The 14,564-nt window shown below is 71.1% G+C and carries 11 protein-coding genes; 3 read left to right on the plus strand and 8 right to left on the minus strand.

Features of this window, described 5'->3' with window-relative positions; genetic code table 11:
• Nucleotides 1-252 precede the first annotated feature (252 nt).
• Both EBE87_RS12030 and EBE87_RS12035 read left to right on the plus strand, forming a co-directional pair.
• Nucleotides 253-1,959, plus strand: a complete 1,707-nt coding sequence (locus EBE87_RS12030) for a DUF4214 domain-containing protein (protein WP_147426150.1) — start codon at nt 253-255, stop codon at nt 1,957-1,959.
• 597 nt (nt 1,960-2,556) lie between these two features.
• Nucleotides 2,557-3,336 carry an alpha/beta fold hydrolase gene (locus EBE87_RS12035; RefSeq protein WP_158600982.1) on the plus strand — a complete coding sequence of 260 codons (780 nt, stop codon included), beginning with the start codon at nt 2,557-2,559 and terminating at the stop codon, nt 3,334-3,336.
• Between the two features lie 62 nt (nt 3,337-3,398).
• Here the strand turns inward: EBE87_RS12035 and EBE87_RS12040 are convergent, their stop codons facing one another.
• From EBE87_RS12040 to EBE87_RS12060, 5 genes are all read right to left on the minus strand, one after another.
• Nucleotides 3,399-3,905 (minus strand): F0F1 ATP synthase subunit B family protein, encoded by a 507-nt coding sequence (locus tag EBE87_RS12040; RefSeq protein ID WP_120639927.1) that lies wholly within the window; start codon nt 3,903-3,905, stop codon nt 3,399-3,401.
• 12 nt (nt 3,906-3,917) lie between these two features.
• Nucleotides 3,918-4,547, minus strand: a complete 630-nt coding sequence (locus tag EBE87_RS12045; RefSeq protein ID WP_233553359.1) for a F0F1 ATP synthase subunit B family protein — start codon at nt 4,545-4,547, stop codon at nt 3,918-3,920.
• 65 nt (nt 4,548-4,612) lie between these two features.
• Nucleotides 4,613-4,840, minus strand: coding sequence for an ATP synthase subunit C family protein (locus EBE87_RS12050; protein ID WP_076959667.1), 228 nt, complete (start codon nt 4,838-4,840; stop codon nt 4,613-4,615).
• Between the two features lie 93 nt (nt 4,841-4,933).
• Entirely contained in the window at nt 4,934-5,689 is a 756-nt protein-coding gene (locus EBE87_RS12055) for a F0F1 ATP synthase subunit A (RefSeq protein WP_120639929.1), read from the minus strand.
• A 39-nt stretch (nt 5,690-5,728) separates the two neighbouring features.
• Complete coding sequence (locus tag EBE87_RS12060) at nt 5,729-6,025, minus strand: AtpZ/AtpI family protein (protein ID WP_120639930.1); 297 nt, start codon at nt 6,023-6,025, stop codon at nt 5,729-5,731.
• A 279-nt stretch (nt 6,026-6,304) separates the two neighbouring features.
• Here EBE87_RS12060 and EBE87_RS29675 point away from each other — a divergent pair, with 279 nt between their 5' ends.
• Nucleotides 6,305-6,934: a PEP-CTERM sorting domain-containing protein gene (locus EBE87_RS29675; RefSeq protein WP_158600983.1), complete on the plus strand. Its 630-nt coding sequence runs from the start codon at nt 6,305-6,307 to the stop codon at nt 6,932-6,934.
• A 111-nt stretch (nt 6,935-7,045) separates the two neighbouring features.
• On the opposite strand, the gene EBE87_RS12070 is transcribed toward EBE87_RS29675, so the two are convergent.
• The 3 genes from EBE87_RS12070 to EBE87_RS12085 all read right to left on the minus strand — a co-directional run bounded on the left by EBE87_RS12070 (nt 7,046) and on the right by EBE87_RS12085 (nt 14,550).
• Nucleotides 7,046-9,463 (minus strand): putative bifunctional diguanylate cyclase/phosphodiesterase, encoded by a 2,418-nt coding sequence (locus tag EBE87_RS12070; protein ID WP_158600984.1) that lies wholly within the window; start codon nt 9,461-9,463, stop codon nt 7,046-7,048.
• Nucleotides 9,464-9,757: 294 nt separating this feature from the next.
• Nucleotides 9,758-13,915: a chromosome segregation SMC family protein gene (locus EBE87_RS12080; RefSeq protein WP_233560089.1), complete on the minus strand. Its 4,158-nt coding sequence runs from the start codon at nt 13,913-13,915 to the stop codon at nt 9,758-9,760.
• Nucleotides 13,912-14,550, minus strand: coding sequence for a DsbA family protein (locus tag EBE87_RS12085; protein WP_120640639.1), 639 nt, complete (start codon nt 14,548-14,550; stop codon nt 13,912-13,914). The genes EBE87_RS12080 and EBE87_RS12085 overlap by 4 nt, the downstream gene beginning before the upstream one ends.
• Between the last annotated feature and the right edge of the window lie 14 nt (nt 14,551-14,564).

Here is a 14,564-nt window from a genome sequence, read left to right on the forward strand (position 1 = left end):
CGTCGGTAAGCCATCTCGGCATCGATATGTGTTGCGGGGGCCTGTCCGCCGGGCCATTCCAGACCAGCGCCGGGCAGAAGACCCGGGCACCGCTTCCCTGGCCGGGAAGCGCCCGCCTTGCCTCATTCGTCGGGCCATGGTCCCGCACCGGTTGCCGCGGGACCAGCGCGGCACCCGCCCCTCGGGGAAGCAAGGCGCCATCTGGAACCAGGCGCCGGAACAGCGGCGCCGCACGGCACGGATAAAAAGCCTTTGGCCCTTTCCTCGACTGCCAGGACCCTGATTTTCAGTGACAGCTACACCTGGAACGGCGGTTCGCATCAGCCCAGCCTTGTCACCTACAGCTTTGCCAATGCCGCTACTGGCCCGAACGGCACGACCGCCCCATCCACCCCATGGGCACCGTTCAACGACGCACAGCAGGCGGCGGCACGGCAGGCGGTGGAAACCTGGGGCAGCGTCTCCGGCATCCAGTTCGTCGAGGTGCCGGATACCGTCCAGGGCGCCGGCATCGACCTGCGCTTCCAGATGACCCGGCTGGAGCCGGGATATGCGGGCATGACCTATTACCCGCAGCTTGGCGATGTCAGCCTCAACATCGACCTCTACAGCAATGACGCCCTGGCGCGCGGCAGCTACGGCTATCTCGTGCTGCTGCACGAGATCGGGCATGGGCTGGGCCTGAAGCACCCCTTCGACAACAGCCCCACGCTGCCCGATGCGCAGGACAATTTCGACACCACGGTGATGTCCTACCCCAAGCAGGGCTTCGGCACGCCGGACAGCCTGCGCGCCGCCGATGTCGAGGCGATCCAGTACCTCTACGGCACGCAGCAGGACGGTGATAACTTCTCCATCCACTGGAGTTGGGACGCGGCGCTGGGCGGCATCCGTCACCAGGGCAATGACAGCGCGCAGACCATCGAGGGCACGGCGCTGCGCGATGTCATCTTCGGCCTCGGCGGCGATGACACCCTGCTGGGCCATGGGGGCAATGACGTTCTCTACGGCGGCGCCGGCACCAACCGGGTGAACGGCGGCAGCGGCATCGACACCATGGGCACCGACCTCTTCCGCCAGCAGGTGACCCTGACCTACGGAAGCTGGTCCTATCAGTCGGACCTCGACCACAAGAGCATCAGCGCCATCCTGGCCGGCGGAAACGAGAGAACCACCGGCAATGATATCGAGGTCATGGCCTTCTTCGATGGCCGGCTGGTCTTCGACGGCAATGACCCGGCGGCACAGGTGATGCGGCTCTACCAGGCCGCACTGGGGCGCCTGCCCGACCCGGTCGGGCGCGATTCCTGGACCGACAGCCTGGCGCAGGGCGCCGCGCTGACCTCCCTGGCCCAGGGCTTCCTGGACAGCCAGGAATTCCAGAGCCGCTACGGCGCGCTGGACAATGCCGGCTTCGTGGCGCGCACCTACCAGCTCGCGCTGGGCCGCGACCCGGACGCACAGGGCATGTCCTCCTGGCTGGCGAGGCTGGATGGCGGCATGAGTCGGGCCGAGTTGCTGCAGGGCTTCAGCGAAAGCGTCGAGAATCGTGGCCGCACCGATGGCGTGCTCTCCCAGGGCCTTTGGGACGCCGACCGTCAGGTGGCGGATATCGCCCGGCTTTACCAGGCGGCGTTGGGCCGTGCTCCGGATGCGGACGGGCTCCGCTTCTGGGACGGCAAGGCCGATGCCGGTGAGAGCTTGGCGCAGATCGCCGACCAGATCACCCAGAGCAATGAATTCAGCCTGCGCTTCCCCAATGTCTCGGACGCCGATTTCGTGCGGCTGGTCTACCAGAACACCCTCGGCCGCCCCGCCGATGCGATGGGCGAGGCCTTCTGGCTGGACCACATGGCGCATGACATGACGCGCAGCCAAGTGGTGACAAACTTCGCCAGCAGCACCGAGTTCCTGCAGGTCAGCCACAGCCTGACGGAGAACGGCATCACCTTCGCCTAGCAATAATGCGGCATTCGCTTCTCGTGGAAGCTTTCCACAAAAATGAGAAGCGACCGATGATGCCCTTACTGCCTCCCTGCTCGCTGGCCCCGCCTTCACCTGAAAGGGCGGGGCGGGTACCCCGGTGCTCCTCGGCTTCTCTTTCGCACAGGATGGGTTGAACGCCGGCACGTGCATGCTGCACTAGGCTGCCTGGGCCGCCTTCCCCCAGTCCAGATGGCTGGAACACGCTAAGCTTTGGCAGCTTAGAGCGAAAACAAAGGTCACCGCTTCCCCGAGGCAGCGGACACTTTGGGTGCTGCCGGCATCGATCTGCGCTTCCTGCTGGATATGCTGAAGCTCTGGTACAGCAACGGATGCGCCAACCTGCCGCCCGAGAGCGGCATCGCCCTTCACCTGCAGATCTTCGGCGGCGATGGCCTAGCCGTCGGATGGCATGAAGGGGACGCCCATCCCACGATCCTGGCCTTCTGCGCATCTGTGCGGTGCCGCAAGAACATTGTTGTGCTCAAGCCCCGCAGACAGGGCGCGGACATCGTGCCACATCATCGCATGGTAGAGCGGCGCCCGTGCCGCCGGACGAAACGGAATCCTCGGATGTTCATCGACTTGGCGGATATGCTCGTCCACTGCGTGGTGGAAGGGCCGGACACGGCGCCCCCCTTGCTGCTGCTGCATTCCATCGGAACCACACAGAATATCTGGGACGCGCAGGCCCAAGCCCTGGCCGGCCGCTTCCGCGTTATTCGCCCGGACCTGCGAGGCCATGGGCTGAGCAGCGTCACACCCGGCGATTACACCATGCGGCAACTGGCCGGGGATGCGCTGGCGCTGCTGGATGCCCTGGGCATCGAGAAGGCGCATGTGGCCGGCACCTCCATTGGCGGTCGCATCGCGCAGCAGGTGGCGGTGGAGGCGCCGGAGCGGGTGCTCTCCCTCTGCCTGCTGAACACCGCGCTGGAATTTCCCTCCCCCGCCATCTGGCAGGTGCGGATCGACGAGGTGCGGCGGGACGGCACGCAGGTGCTGGCCGATGCGGTGATGCCGCGCTGGGTGGTGGATACCGCCCTGCCCTCCTCCCGCGGCCTGCGCTGGATGCTGCTGCGCACCGACAAGACCGGCTATGCCGGCGCCGCCTGCGCCCTGCGCGATGCCACCGCCGCCGATGTCGCGGGGCGCATCCAGCCCCCCTGCACCGTCATTGCCGGGGAACGCGACCCGGCAGCCCCGGCCGAGGCCGTGGCGGCACTCCAGGCCGCCATCCCGGGCGCGGAACTGGTGGTGCTGCCCGGCGCCGGCCACATCACCACCTATGAATTCGCCGATGCCGTGACAGCGCAGATGCTGGCGCATTTCGACCGCCTCGGCATCGGCTGAGGCACAAAAAAAGCGGGGGTCCCGAAGGGCCCCCGCTCCCGTCTTCTACAAACCCGGCCTGATCAGGCGGCGCGCAGCGCACGCGGCAGGTCGGCCACGGCCTTGTCGATCAGCGCGGCATCAGCCTTCGCATCCAGCTTCTCCCGGATCACGCTCCGGGCAGCGGCAGCGGCGATATCGGCGGCGGCATTGCGGACCTCGGCCAGGGCGCCGGCCTCGGCGGCATGGATGCGGTCCATCGCCATCCGCTCGCGGCGCTTGGCGGAGGCTTCGGCCTCGGCGGCCGTGGCAGCCGCCACGCGCTCGGCCTCGACCTTGGCCTGGGCCACGGTCTGCTCAGCCTCAAGCAAGGCAGCCTTACGGTCGGCCTCGGCCTGGCGCAGCATGGCCTCGGCCTCGGTGCGCAGGCGGGCGGCCTCGTCCAGGTCGCTGCGGATCTGGGCGCCGCGGGCGTCCAGCATGGCCGAGAGCTTCTTCCACATCGTGCGGCCCAGCAGGGCCACGAAGATGACGAAGGAGACAGCGACCCAGAAGGTCGGGTTCAGCCAGAAATGTTCGTAATGGTGCATCGTGGCCTCCCCTTACGCCCGGCCCTGCGCGGCCAGCTCGCGGCCCACGGCAGCCTGCACGGCGGCGGGCTCGTTCAGGCCGGTCAGGCGCTGCACCAGCGCATCGGTGGTATCGGTCGCGACCTCACGCAGCGCGCCCATGGCGGCGTCGCGGGCGGCGTTGATGCGCGCCTCGGCGGCGGCGATCTGCTCGTTCAGCTTGGCGTTCAGCGCGGCGGTCTTGCCGGCGGCATCGGCCTGCGCAGAGGCCAGGGCCTCGGCGATCGCGGCCTGCGCCTCGGTGCGGGACCGGGCGGTGGCAACGCGGTGTGCTTCCAGCGCGGCATCGGCATCGGCCTTGGCGGCGCGGGCGGCTTCCAGGTCGCCCTGGATACGGGCACGGCGGTTCTCCAGCACGCTGTCGAAGCGCGGCAGGACCACATGCGCCAGCACGTAGTAGAGGACGCCGAAGATGATCAGCAGCCAGACCACCTGCGCCAGCATCAGCGGATTGCTGAAATCCAGCTGCGGCATGCCACCCGAGGCTTCGGCGGCTGCAGTGGAGCGGGCCTCCAGGGCGCCGTCGGTGATCGGCTGCGCAAAGGCGCCGACATTGACCAGCAAGGCGGCCATCATCCCGGCGAGGGTAACCGGCTTCATCATCTGCATCCCTGTTATTCTACGGCCTGAAGGCATCGGGCGCGGTGTCGCCACCGCGCCCGACAGGATCAGGTGAACAGGATCAGGAAGGCGATCAGCAGGGCGAACAGCGCGACCGCTTCCGTCAGGGCGAAGCCCAGGATGCCGATGGGGAACACGGTGTCGCGCGAGGCCGGGTTGCGGGCAACGGACGCGATCAGCGTGGAGAAGATGTTGCCGAGCGCGAGGCCGACGCCGAACAGGGCCAGCACGGCGATGCCGGCGCCGATTGCCTTAGCAGCGAGAACGATTTCCATCAGAAGTATCCCTTCGAAAGACCTGAAGTGGTCGGTGTGTCCGCGACGCGCGGGTCTGTAAAGCCGTGGCCCCTTTGTGAGGACTGACCCCGATCAGTGCAGGTGGACCGCGTCGTGCAGGTAGATGCTGGCCAGGATGGCGAAGACGTAGGCCTGCAGGAAGGCCACGAGCAGCTCAAACCCGATCAGAAGGACATTCACGCCAAGGGGCAGCACCGCGACCAGCGGACCCACCGCGCCCAGGCCACCCAGCAGCACCACGAAGGTGGCGAAGACCTTCAGCAGCACGTGGCCGGCGACCATGTTGGCGAAAAGACGGACGGAAAGGCTGATCGGGCGCGAGAGGTAGGAGACCACCTCGACCGGCACGATGATCGGCGCCAGCCAGAGCGGCGCGCCTTCCGGGAAGAAATAGCCGAAGAACTTCTTGCCGTGCAGCACCAGGGCCACGACGGTCGTGACCACGAACACGATGGCGGCCAGCGTGAAGGTGACGGCGATGTGGCTGGTATAGGTGAAGGCGTAGGGCAGCAGGCCGATCACGTTGCCGAACAGCACGAACATGAACAGCGTGAACACGAAGGGGAAGTACCGCTTGCCCTCGTGGCCCACCTGGCCTGTCACCAGGTTCTCCAGGAACTCGTAGAACATCTCGGCCATGGACTGCAGGCGGCCGGGCACCACGGCGCGCGGGGCGATGCCCCAGGCCATGATGCCGATGATCACCACCGCAGCCGCCAGCATGTGGGCGTTCGACTGAGTGAAGTTCACCGCGGCACCAATCGGCCCGAAGGCGTGGTGGAGCTCGAACTGGCTCAGCGCGTCGATCGTCTTGCCTTCGGCGGCCACGGCGGCTCTCCCGTTATTCCGGTATCTGCGGGCGGAGTGTCAGCGGGCGCCGCTGCGGGGGTTGAACAGCCGATAGACGTTCAGCACCCCTGCGGCACCGCCCACCACGAAGAAGACCAGGAAGAGCCAGGGAAAGCTGCCAAGCCACCAGTCGAGCAACCAGCCCAGACCGGCACCCGCGATCAGGGCCGAGACAACCTCGACCCCGGCCCGAAGCCCGATCCGCCAGGGACCGCCCGGAAGGCCGCCGCTGGCTGCTGTGTTTGGCGCCTTCTCCAGTCCCTGCTTCTGCCGGGCCTGGCGCAACCGCCGCTCGAAATCGTTCTGCTCGCTCACCCTTGCTCCCGCGGAATCCCCCGCCGGCAGGCACGGCGGCTCGTAGGGCTGGGTTAAATTCATGTCAAGTGTGCGTGGCAGCCCCGCGCCCGTCGTCGCGCCGCCAAGGCAACTGCGAGGGCCTCGCCACGTTCCCGTGAGCTTGTCCTTCAGTCAGTAATGTTTCTGTATCGGAATCAAATTTTATATTCGAATAAGGCAGCGATGCCGCTGGCCCTCCGGCGGCATGTCGCTGTGCAGAACAGCTGACGGAGAGAAACATCCATGAGAGCCCTTGGCATGGCGGCGATCCTCGCCGCTTTTTTCTTGGCGGGCGGCTCAGCCCGCGCGACGCTGATAGACTTCGATTCGCAGGGCCTGACAGGACCCAGCATCTTCGCGGCGGCCTCGCCCTCCTCAGGGCCGCTGGCCGTGGCGACTGGTGACGGAACGGTCACCTTCTCGGGCGGCGTGGTCCTCGAGAACACCACCTTCCTCCCCGCCAACCAGACCGCCCTTTACGGCACCGCGCATTTCGGCACGGGGCTGAGCAACCAGCTCGTCATCGCCTTCGCCGCACCCGTCACCAACTTTCTGGTGGACGTGGTGAACGGCCTGTCGACAGCCGCCACCTACCGGGTGTCGGACAATCTGGGCAACTCTTCCGACTTCACGCTGGCATCCAATGGCGATAGCGGTGTCACCAGGGTCGGCTTCGCCACCGCCGGCAGCACGATCACCATCACCAGCCTGACTACCCCGCTGAGCATCTTCGACTTCTTTATCGATAACGTCGCCTTCAACCTGCCGATTGCCTGCGATCCAAGCAGCTGCGCCGGCGGCGCCATCCCGGTACCGGAACCCGGCTCCCTCGCATTGCTGATGAGCGGGCTGGTCGGTCTCGGCTTGGTCCGCCGCCGGGCGCGCTGAGCGCGAACGACGGCAAGAGGCCCGTTCCCTCACGGGGCGGGCCGTGCTGGATACCGGGCACCAAGCATCCAGCGGCATTCCACAAGCTCACCCGCACTTCGTCAGCCCCTCTCATGCGACATGACGGCCACCCTCCGGCGCGGCGAAGAACAGGGTGGCCAGTTGCTCCGGCGGCATCGGGCGCCCCAGCAGGAAGCCCTGCACGGCGTCGCAGCCCAGTTCCGTCAGCAGTGCCAGTTGCTCCGGCCGCTCCACCCCCTCGGCCACCACCTCGGCCCCCAGGCCATGCGCCAGGCGGACAATGGCATCCACGATCCGCGCGCTGCTGCCATCGGGCGAGAGATCCTGAATGAAGGCGCGGTCCACCTTCACCACGTCGAAGGGCAGTTGCTGCAGATAGGCCAGCGAGGAATAGCCGGTGCCGAAGTCATCCAGCGCCACCCGCACCCCCCGCGCCCGCAGCGCGGCCAGGGCATCACGGGCGGCGGCGGCGTTGCGGATCAGCACCCCCTCCGTCACCTCCACCTCCAGCAGCGCCGCCGGCACGCCGGAGGCCGCCAGGGCTTCCTCCACCAGCGCCACCGCCTGATCGCTGGCGAAATGCAGGGCGGAGAGGTTCACCGCCACCGGCAGCACCAGCCCCTGTGCCTGCCAGGCGCGGATCTGTTCGCAGGCCCGGTGCAGCACGAAACGGGACAGGCTGGCGGCCATGCCCGCCTCCTCCGCCAGCGGCACGAAGTTGGCGGGGGAAACGGCACCACGCCGGGGGTCGTCCCATCGCAGCAGCGCCTCGCAGCCGAAGGGCAGGCTGGCGCCGGGGCGGAACTTGGGTTGGAAGACGAGGCGGAGCGCCGTCTCCTCCTCCAGCGCCTGCCGCAGGTCGGCTTCCAGGGCGCGGCGCTCGGCCAGCGCGGCTTCCATCTCGGGGGAGAAGGCCAGGGCCCGCCCCTTCCCCTCCTGCTTGGCGTGATGCAGCGCGATCTCCGCCCGCTGTTGCAGCGCCTCCGCCGTGAAGCCCTGGGCCGGCGCCAGCACGCTGCCGATGCTGCCGCCGCAATGGACGGTGCAGCCGTCAATGACAAAGGGGCGCGCCAGCATGGCCACCAGCCGGCCCGAAAGCCGCGCCGCATCCGCCGGGCCGCCGATATCGGCCTGGATCACCGCGAATTCGTCGCCACCCAGCCTAGCCAGGGTGTCGCCAAGGCGCAGGCAGGCCCGCATCCGCTCGGCCGCCGCCAGCAGCAGCCGGTCGCCGCCATGGTGGCCGAGGCTGTCATTCACATCCTTGAAGCGGTCCAGGTTGATGCAATGCAGCGCGAAGCCACGCTCCCCTTGCCGCTGCCGCACCGCTGCCAGGGCCTGCCGTAGCCGGGTGCCGAAGAGCAGGCGGTTGGGCAGGCCGGTCAGCACGTCGTGCTCGGCCAGGTGGCGCACGCGGTCCTCGGCCGCCTTGCGGCTGGTGATGTCCAGCGCGACATGCACCACCCGCCCGGGGCCGCCCTGGCCATCATCCACCGGGGCGGCGGTGGCCAGCAGGATGCGCTGCTGTCCTTCCTGGTCGGTGGCCAGATATTCGGCGAAGGGTTCGGCGGCATGGCCGTGCAGGACGCGCTGCAGCCCGGCATCCATGGTCACCCGCAACGCCGCCGGCTCCCGCCCGATCACCGTCGCCTCTGCCCCCAGCCCGTGGAAGCGGGCATAAGCCTCGTTGAAGAAAAGGTAGCGGCCCTGCCTGTCATAGGCGCTGACCATAGCGGGCAGGCTATCGATCAGCACGCGCAGCGTCCGCTCGGCCTCCCGCTGCCGCAGGGCGGCGGCATGGGCGCCCAGCAGGTGCCGCCGCGCCCGGCGCGACTCCAGCGCCAGCAGCGCCGTCAGCAACCCGGCCGAGACCAGCAGCCCCAGCATGCAGGTCAGCAGCGTCCAGTGCAGGCTGTGCAAACCGCCCACCACATCGCCCGCCGCCGCCTTCCGCTCCAGCTGCGATTGCTGGTTGGCGCGCAGCAGAAGCTGCTCCGCCCGGCCGAGCGCCGCGACGATCTCGGCCTGCACCCCGGCCTCCCCAGCCAGCAGGCGGGCCAGCAGCGGCCCCGCCGGCGCCATCGCCGCCGCGATCTCGGGCAGCTGGTCCAGCTCGGCATGTTCGCCGGGGCGGTCGCCGCTGCTCAGCAGGTCGATCCGGCTCAGCAGGATCTCGAATTGCAGCGACACCGCGGCGGCATCGGCCTTGCCGGCCAGGAAGCGATCCAGCAGCGCCAGGGTGCGGATGATCTCGATCTGCGCCTGGCTGGCCATCCAGAGGCCGCTGCGCTGCACCCGTGCCTCCATCCTGTACTGGGAGGAGACATTGAGCAGCGACACGCCCAGCGACACCACGAAGAGCAGGCTGGCGACGCCGAGGCTGAACTGGAAGACCCGCCGCCGCGCCGCCGGGCCGGCGAGGAACTGCCTCGGCCAGTTCCCCCTGACCCAGGCCCCGCGCCGCCGGCGGCCGAGCCGGGACAGCACCCCGGTGCTGTCGGACATCATCAGCGCCTATCCCAGTGACAGGCGGCGGAGCTGCCAGCCGGCGCGCTGACGCACCCGCCGCCACCCGTAGCAGGACAGGACGGGCCGGAGCGGCCTGCGCGGCAGGTTGCCATCGGCGGCCAAAATGGCTGAAGCAGCGGGCTGTGCCACCGCTGACCGACCGGTCAGCAAAGCGGCGGCAGGGAGAACGAGGCGGCGGCGGCGCATCGGGCAGGCTTCCTGAAGCAGCGCGCCTGGTGGCGCGGTGACCCCAGACTGCGCCTCCCAGGTAAACAGGGCGTGAAGTCGGGGGCTTCAGCCCGCCCCCTGCCCTTCCACCATCTCCACCGCCGCACCGAGATCCACCGAGAGCAGCCGGCTCACCCCGCGCTCCTGCATCGTCACACCATAAAGGCGGTGCATCCGCGCCATGGTCAGCGGGTGGTGCGTCACCACCAGGAAGCGGGTGCCGGCCTCGCTGGCCATGATCTCCAGCAATCCGCAGAGCCGCTCCACATTCGCGTCATCCAGCGGCGCATCCACCTCGTCCAGCACGCAGACAGGCGCGGGCTGGCAGCGGAAGACGGCGAAGATCAGGGAGAGCGCCGTCAGCGCCTGCTCCCCGCCCGAGAGCAGGGACAGCGCCGAGAGCTTCTTGCCCGGCGGCTCGGCATAGATCTCCAGCCCGGCTTCCAGCGGGTCGTCGCTGCCCACCAGCGCCAGATGCGCCCGCCCGCCGCCGAACAGCTTGGTGAAGAGCGCCCGGAACTCGGAATCGACGCGGTCGAAGACGGCGCGCAGCCGCTCCCGCCCCTCCCGGTTCAGATGCCCGACGGAGCCGCGCAGCTTGGCGATGGCACTGGCGATCTCGTCGCGCTCGCGGTCGATGCCGCCGATGCGCTGCTCGATCTCCGCCATCTCCTGCTCGGCGCGCAGGTTCACCGGGCCCATGTCCTCCCGCTCCTTGGCCAGCCGCTCGGCCTTGCGGCGGGCGCGTTCCTCAGCGGCGTCGGACAGGTCCTCCGGCGCCGGGGGCAGCGGGGTGGCCTCGCCCAGGCGCTCGGCCATGCGGGCGGCCAGGGCCTCGGCGGCGGCCTCGGCCTGCCGCACCTCGGCCTCCGCCCGCACTTGCGCCTCGCGCGCGGCCGCAAAGGCGGCATCGGCGTTGCGGCGGTTCTCGGCGGCGCCGCGTTCCTCGGCCTCGGCCTCCCGCAGCGCCTTGGCCAGGGCGGCATGGGCGGCCTCGGCTTCCGCCAGCACGCGGCCGGCGGCGGCGCGGCGGGCAGTGGCTTCCTCCGGCGCGGCCAGGGCAGCCTCGCGCGCCGCCCCGGCCTCGGCCGCGCGGGCGGCGATGCGCTCGCGCTGCGCCGTCGCCTCGGTGGCGCGCTGGGACCACAGGGCGCGCTCCTCGCCAATGTCGGCCAGCCGCGTTCCGGCCCGCTCCGCCTCGGCGGAGAGCGCGGCGGCGGCATCGCGGGCGGCGGCGGCGCGGGCACGCAGGGCGGCCAGCTCGGCGCGGGCCTTCTCCACCCCGGCGCGCAGTTTCTCGAGGTCCGGCTGAGCGGCCTCGGCCTTGCGCGCCTCGGCCAGCAGGCGCTCGGCCTCGGTGGCCTCTTCAGCCATCCGGGCCAGTTGCGGCGCCAGGGCGGCCAGGCGGCTCTCCACCTGCGTGGCACGCTGGGCCAGCCGTGCCTCCTCCCCGCGCGCCGCTTCCAGCGCGGCTTCGGCACGGCGGCGGGCTTCGCGGGCCGCTGCCTCGGCCGATTGGGCCTCGGCTTCCTGCCGCGCGGCGGCATCGCGGGCGGCACGGCTGGCGGCGGGGTCGTCGAGGCTGGCCAGGGTGGCGGCCGCGGCGTCCCGCGCTGCCTCGGCGGCGGCAAGATCGGCGGCCAGCCGCTCAAGCTGCGGCCCCAGGGCGGCGATACGGCTATCGGCCTGCGCTGCGCGGGCATTCAGGCGCTGCGCCTCGTCCCGCGCGCGGCTCAGCGCCGTTTCGGCGGCGCCGCGCGCGCCGCGGGCCGTGGCTTCGGCGGCGGCGGTTTCCGCCTCGGCCCGGCGGGCGGCTTCCACCGCCGCGCGAGCCTCGGTGGCCTCGGTCTCGGCGGTGGCCAGTGCGGCTTCGGCGGCCCGCAGGCGGTTGCGCTGCGTCAGGCGCACGGCGCCGGGGCTGGGCGCACCGGCCTTCACGCCATGCCCGTCCCAGCGCCAGAGCGCGCCATCCCGCGACACCAGCGATTGCCCGGCGGAAAGCCCGGCCTGCAAACCGGCGCCATCCGCGCCTTCCGGCAACAGGAAGATCTGCGCCAGGGCGCGGGCGAGTTCCGCCGGCGCCTCGATCAGCTCCGCCAGCGGCGTGGTGCCGGCCGGCGCGGCCACGGCGCCCAGGGGTGGCAGCAGGCGCCAGTGGCGCGGCGCGGCCGGGTCGGCGGGGCTTTCCAGCCCCTCGCCCAGCGCGGCGCCCAGCGCGGCTTCCAGCCCCGGCGGCACCGTGATGGCATCCAGGATCGGCGCGCTGGCCGCCGGCTCGCGGGAGCGCAGCAGGTCCATCAGGCCCTGGCGCTCGGCGGCGGCGCGGGCACGGGCGGCGTCCTTGGCACCCGCGGCGGCACGCGCCTCAGAATGCGCCGAGGCGGCGGCGGCCCGCGCGGCCTCGGCACCGGAGAGCGCCTCGCGCGCCTGCGCCAGCGCGGCCTCAGCGCTGGCGGTCGAGGCACGGGCGGCCTCCAGCTTCTCGGCGGCGGGGCGCTCGGCGGCGGCGGCGTCGCGCTCGGCGGTGAGGCGGGAAAGCTGCGCGGCCACGGAACGGGCACGCCCATCGGCGCTGTCCCGGTCCTGGATGGCGCGGGCGCGGGCGGTCTCGGCCTCCGTCACGGCGCGGCGGGCGGTGGCATGCGCCTCCTGCGCGCGGGCACGGGCGGCTTCCGCTTCCTCCAGCGCGGCGCGGGCGGCGGCCAGGGCGGCTTCGGCCTGCTCGCGCGCGGCCTGGGCGGCGGGGATGGCCTCCGGCGGCAGGCGCTGCGCCTCGGCAGCCGCATGCTCGGCGGCCAGGGCCTCGTGCTGCTTGCGCAGGCGCTCGGCGCGCTGGGTGGCGGAAGCCAGCTCGGCGCCGATGCGCGCGGCCTCGGCGGCGGCGGCGGCGGCGGCCTCGGCGGCGCGGTCGGCGGCGCGCTCGGCCTCGGTGGCGGCTTCGCTGGCCTCGGCCTGCTCGGCCTGGGCGGCTTGCAGGCGCGCGGGCAGCGCGGCGCGCACGGCTTCCAGCGCGGCGGCCTCGGTGGCCAGGCGGCCCTCGGCCTCGGTGGCGTCGCGTTCCTGGCGCGTGGCGTGCTCAAGGTCGCCGGCCAGTTGCTTCAGGCGCGCCTCGGCCTCGTCCAGGGCGGCGCGGGCGCGGCTTTCCTCGGCCTGGAGGTTCTCGGCCTCGACGCGGCGCCGCTCCAGGGCGGTGCGGGCGGCAGCCTCGGCCTCACGCGGGGCCGGAAGGGCGCGTTCGGCGGCGAAGGCGCGGGTGGCGCCGGCCGTGGCGGCTTCCTCGGCGGCCTTGGTGGCGGCCTGGGCCTGGGCATAGGCGCGCTGGGCGCCGGTCAGCGCCGCCTCGGTGCGGGCCAGCAGCAGCGCGAACCACTCGGCCTCCGCCTGCCGCGTCAGGCCGGAGAGGTTGCGGTAGCGGGCGGCCTGCCGCGCCTGCCGTTGCAGCGACTGCCGCTGCACGTCCAACTGGCCCTTCAGGTCCTCGGCGCGGGTCAGGTTCTGCTCGGCCTGCCGCAGCTTCAGCTCGGCTTCGTGCTTGCGGGCACGCAGGCCGGCGATGCCGGCGGCTTCCTCCAGCACCTGCCGCCGTTCCTCGGGCTTGGCGGCGATCAGCGAGGCGACGCGCCCCTGGCTGACCATGGCGGAGGACCGTGCGCCGGAGCCGATATCGGCAAACAGCGTCTGCACATCGCGGCCGCGGGCCTCGCGCCCGTTGATGCGGAAGCCGGTGCCCTCCCCGCGCACGATGCGGCGGGTGATCTCCAGCTCGGCCACCTGCTGGTTGGGCGGGGGCGCGAGCCCGGCCGCATCCTCCAGCAGCAGCGTCACCTCGGCCTGGTTGCGGCCGGCGCGGGTGGTGGTGCCGGCGAAGATGACATCGTCCATCTCGCCGCCGCGCATGGCGCGGGCATTGGTCTCGCCCATGGCCCAGCGCAGGGCTTCCACCACATTGGACTTGCCGCAACCATTAGGCCCGACCACGCCGGTCAGGCCGGGCAGCACTTCCAGCGTGGTGGGCTCGGCGAAGCTCTTGAAGCCGGCGATGCGCAGCCGGACCAGGGTGGCGCGCAGCGCGGCGGCGCGGGCGGCGGCCTCGGTCGCGGCATCGCGCGCGGGCGCGGCCTCCGCCTCGTCGGTGGTGGGTGCCTGGGTCTCGCCCGGGCCAGCAAGCTGGTCCGGGGTATCGTCCTGCGGGGCGGCCATGGCCGCCTGATCAGCCTCGCTCAAGCGCCAGCGGCTTCGCCGGCCAGCTGCGCGAAGCGGTCATAGCCGATCGCGCCGGGCTGCGGCTTCTTGCCGAAGACAAAGGTCGGCGTGGAGCTGACGTTGAACTCCTGCTGCCCCTTGGCGCGCGCCTCCAGGATGCCGCGCGCCAGGTTCTGGTCGGCCACGGCCTTGTCCACCTGCTCCCGCGTCATGCCGGCCAGGGCGGCGATCTTGGCGATCTCGGCGATCGGGTCGCCGCCGCGCGTGAAGGCCCAGCGCTCCTGGCTGGCGAAAAGGGCGCTGATGAAGCCTTCGTAGCGCTCGGCCGGCAGGCTGCGGGCCACCTGGGCTGCGGCCAGGGCGAGCTGGTCCAGCGGGAAGTCGCGCCAGACCATGCGCACGGTGCCGTTGGCCACCAGCTTCTCCTTCACCTGCGGCCAGGTTTCCTTGTGGAAGGCGGCGCAGTGCGAGCAGGTCAGGGAGAAATATTCGATCACCGTGGCCTTGGCATCGGCTTGGCCGGCGGTGCGGTCTTCCAGGCGTGGGTCGCCGTTCACCGGGGTCGTGCCCTGGGCATGGGCGGCACCAGCGGACAACAACGGCAGAGGCGCCAGCACGGCGGGCGCCAGCAGCAGCGAACGGCGGGAGATGGTCATCCAAGGCCTCCTGT

The organism is Teichococcus wenyumeiae, from assembly GCF_003696345.1.
Classification (GTDB): domain Bacteria; phylum Pseudomonadota; class Alphaproteobacteria; order Acetobacterales; family Acetobacteraceae; genus Pseudoroseomonas; species Pseudoroseomonas wenyumeiae.

Excerpts from the sequence above, each read along its gene's own strand:
- EBE87_RS12070 (WP_158600984.1), bottom strand. The coding sequence starts at position 9,463 with ATGATGTCCGACAGCACCGGGGTGCTGTCCCGGCTCGGCCGCCGGCGG.
- EBE87_RS12040 (WP_120639927.1), bottom strand. The coding sequence starts at position 3,905 with ATGCACCATTACGAACATTTCTGGCTGAACCCGACCTTCTGGGTCGCT.
- EBE87_RS12035 (WP_158600982.1), top strand. The coding sequence starts at position 2,557 with ATGTTCATCGACTTGGCGGATATGCTCGTCCACTGCGTGGTGGAAGGG.
- EBE87_RS29675 (WP_158600983.1), top strand. The coding sequence starts at position 6,305 with ATGGCGGCGATCCTCGCCGCTTTTTTCTTGGCGGGCGGCTCAGCCCGC.
- EBE87_RS12085 (WP_120640639.1), bottom strand. The coding sequence starts at position 14,550 with ATGACCATCTCCCGCCGTTCGCTGCTGCTGGCGCCCGCCGTGCTGGCG.
- EBE87_RS12050 (WP_076959667.1), bottom strand. The coding sequence starts at position 4,840 with ATGGAAATCGTTCTCGCTGCTAAGGCAATCGGCGCCGGCATCGCCGTG.
- EBE87_RS12045 (WP_233553359.1), bottom strand. The coding sequence starts at position 4,547 with ATGATGAAGCCGGTTACCCTCGCCGGGATGATGGCCGCCTTGCTGGTC.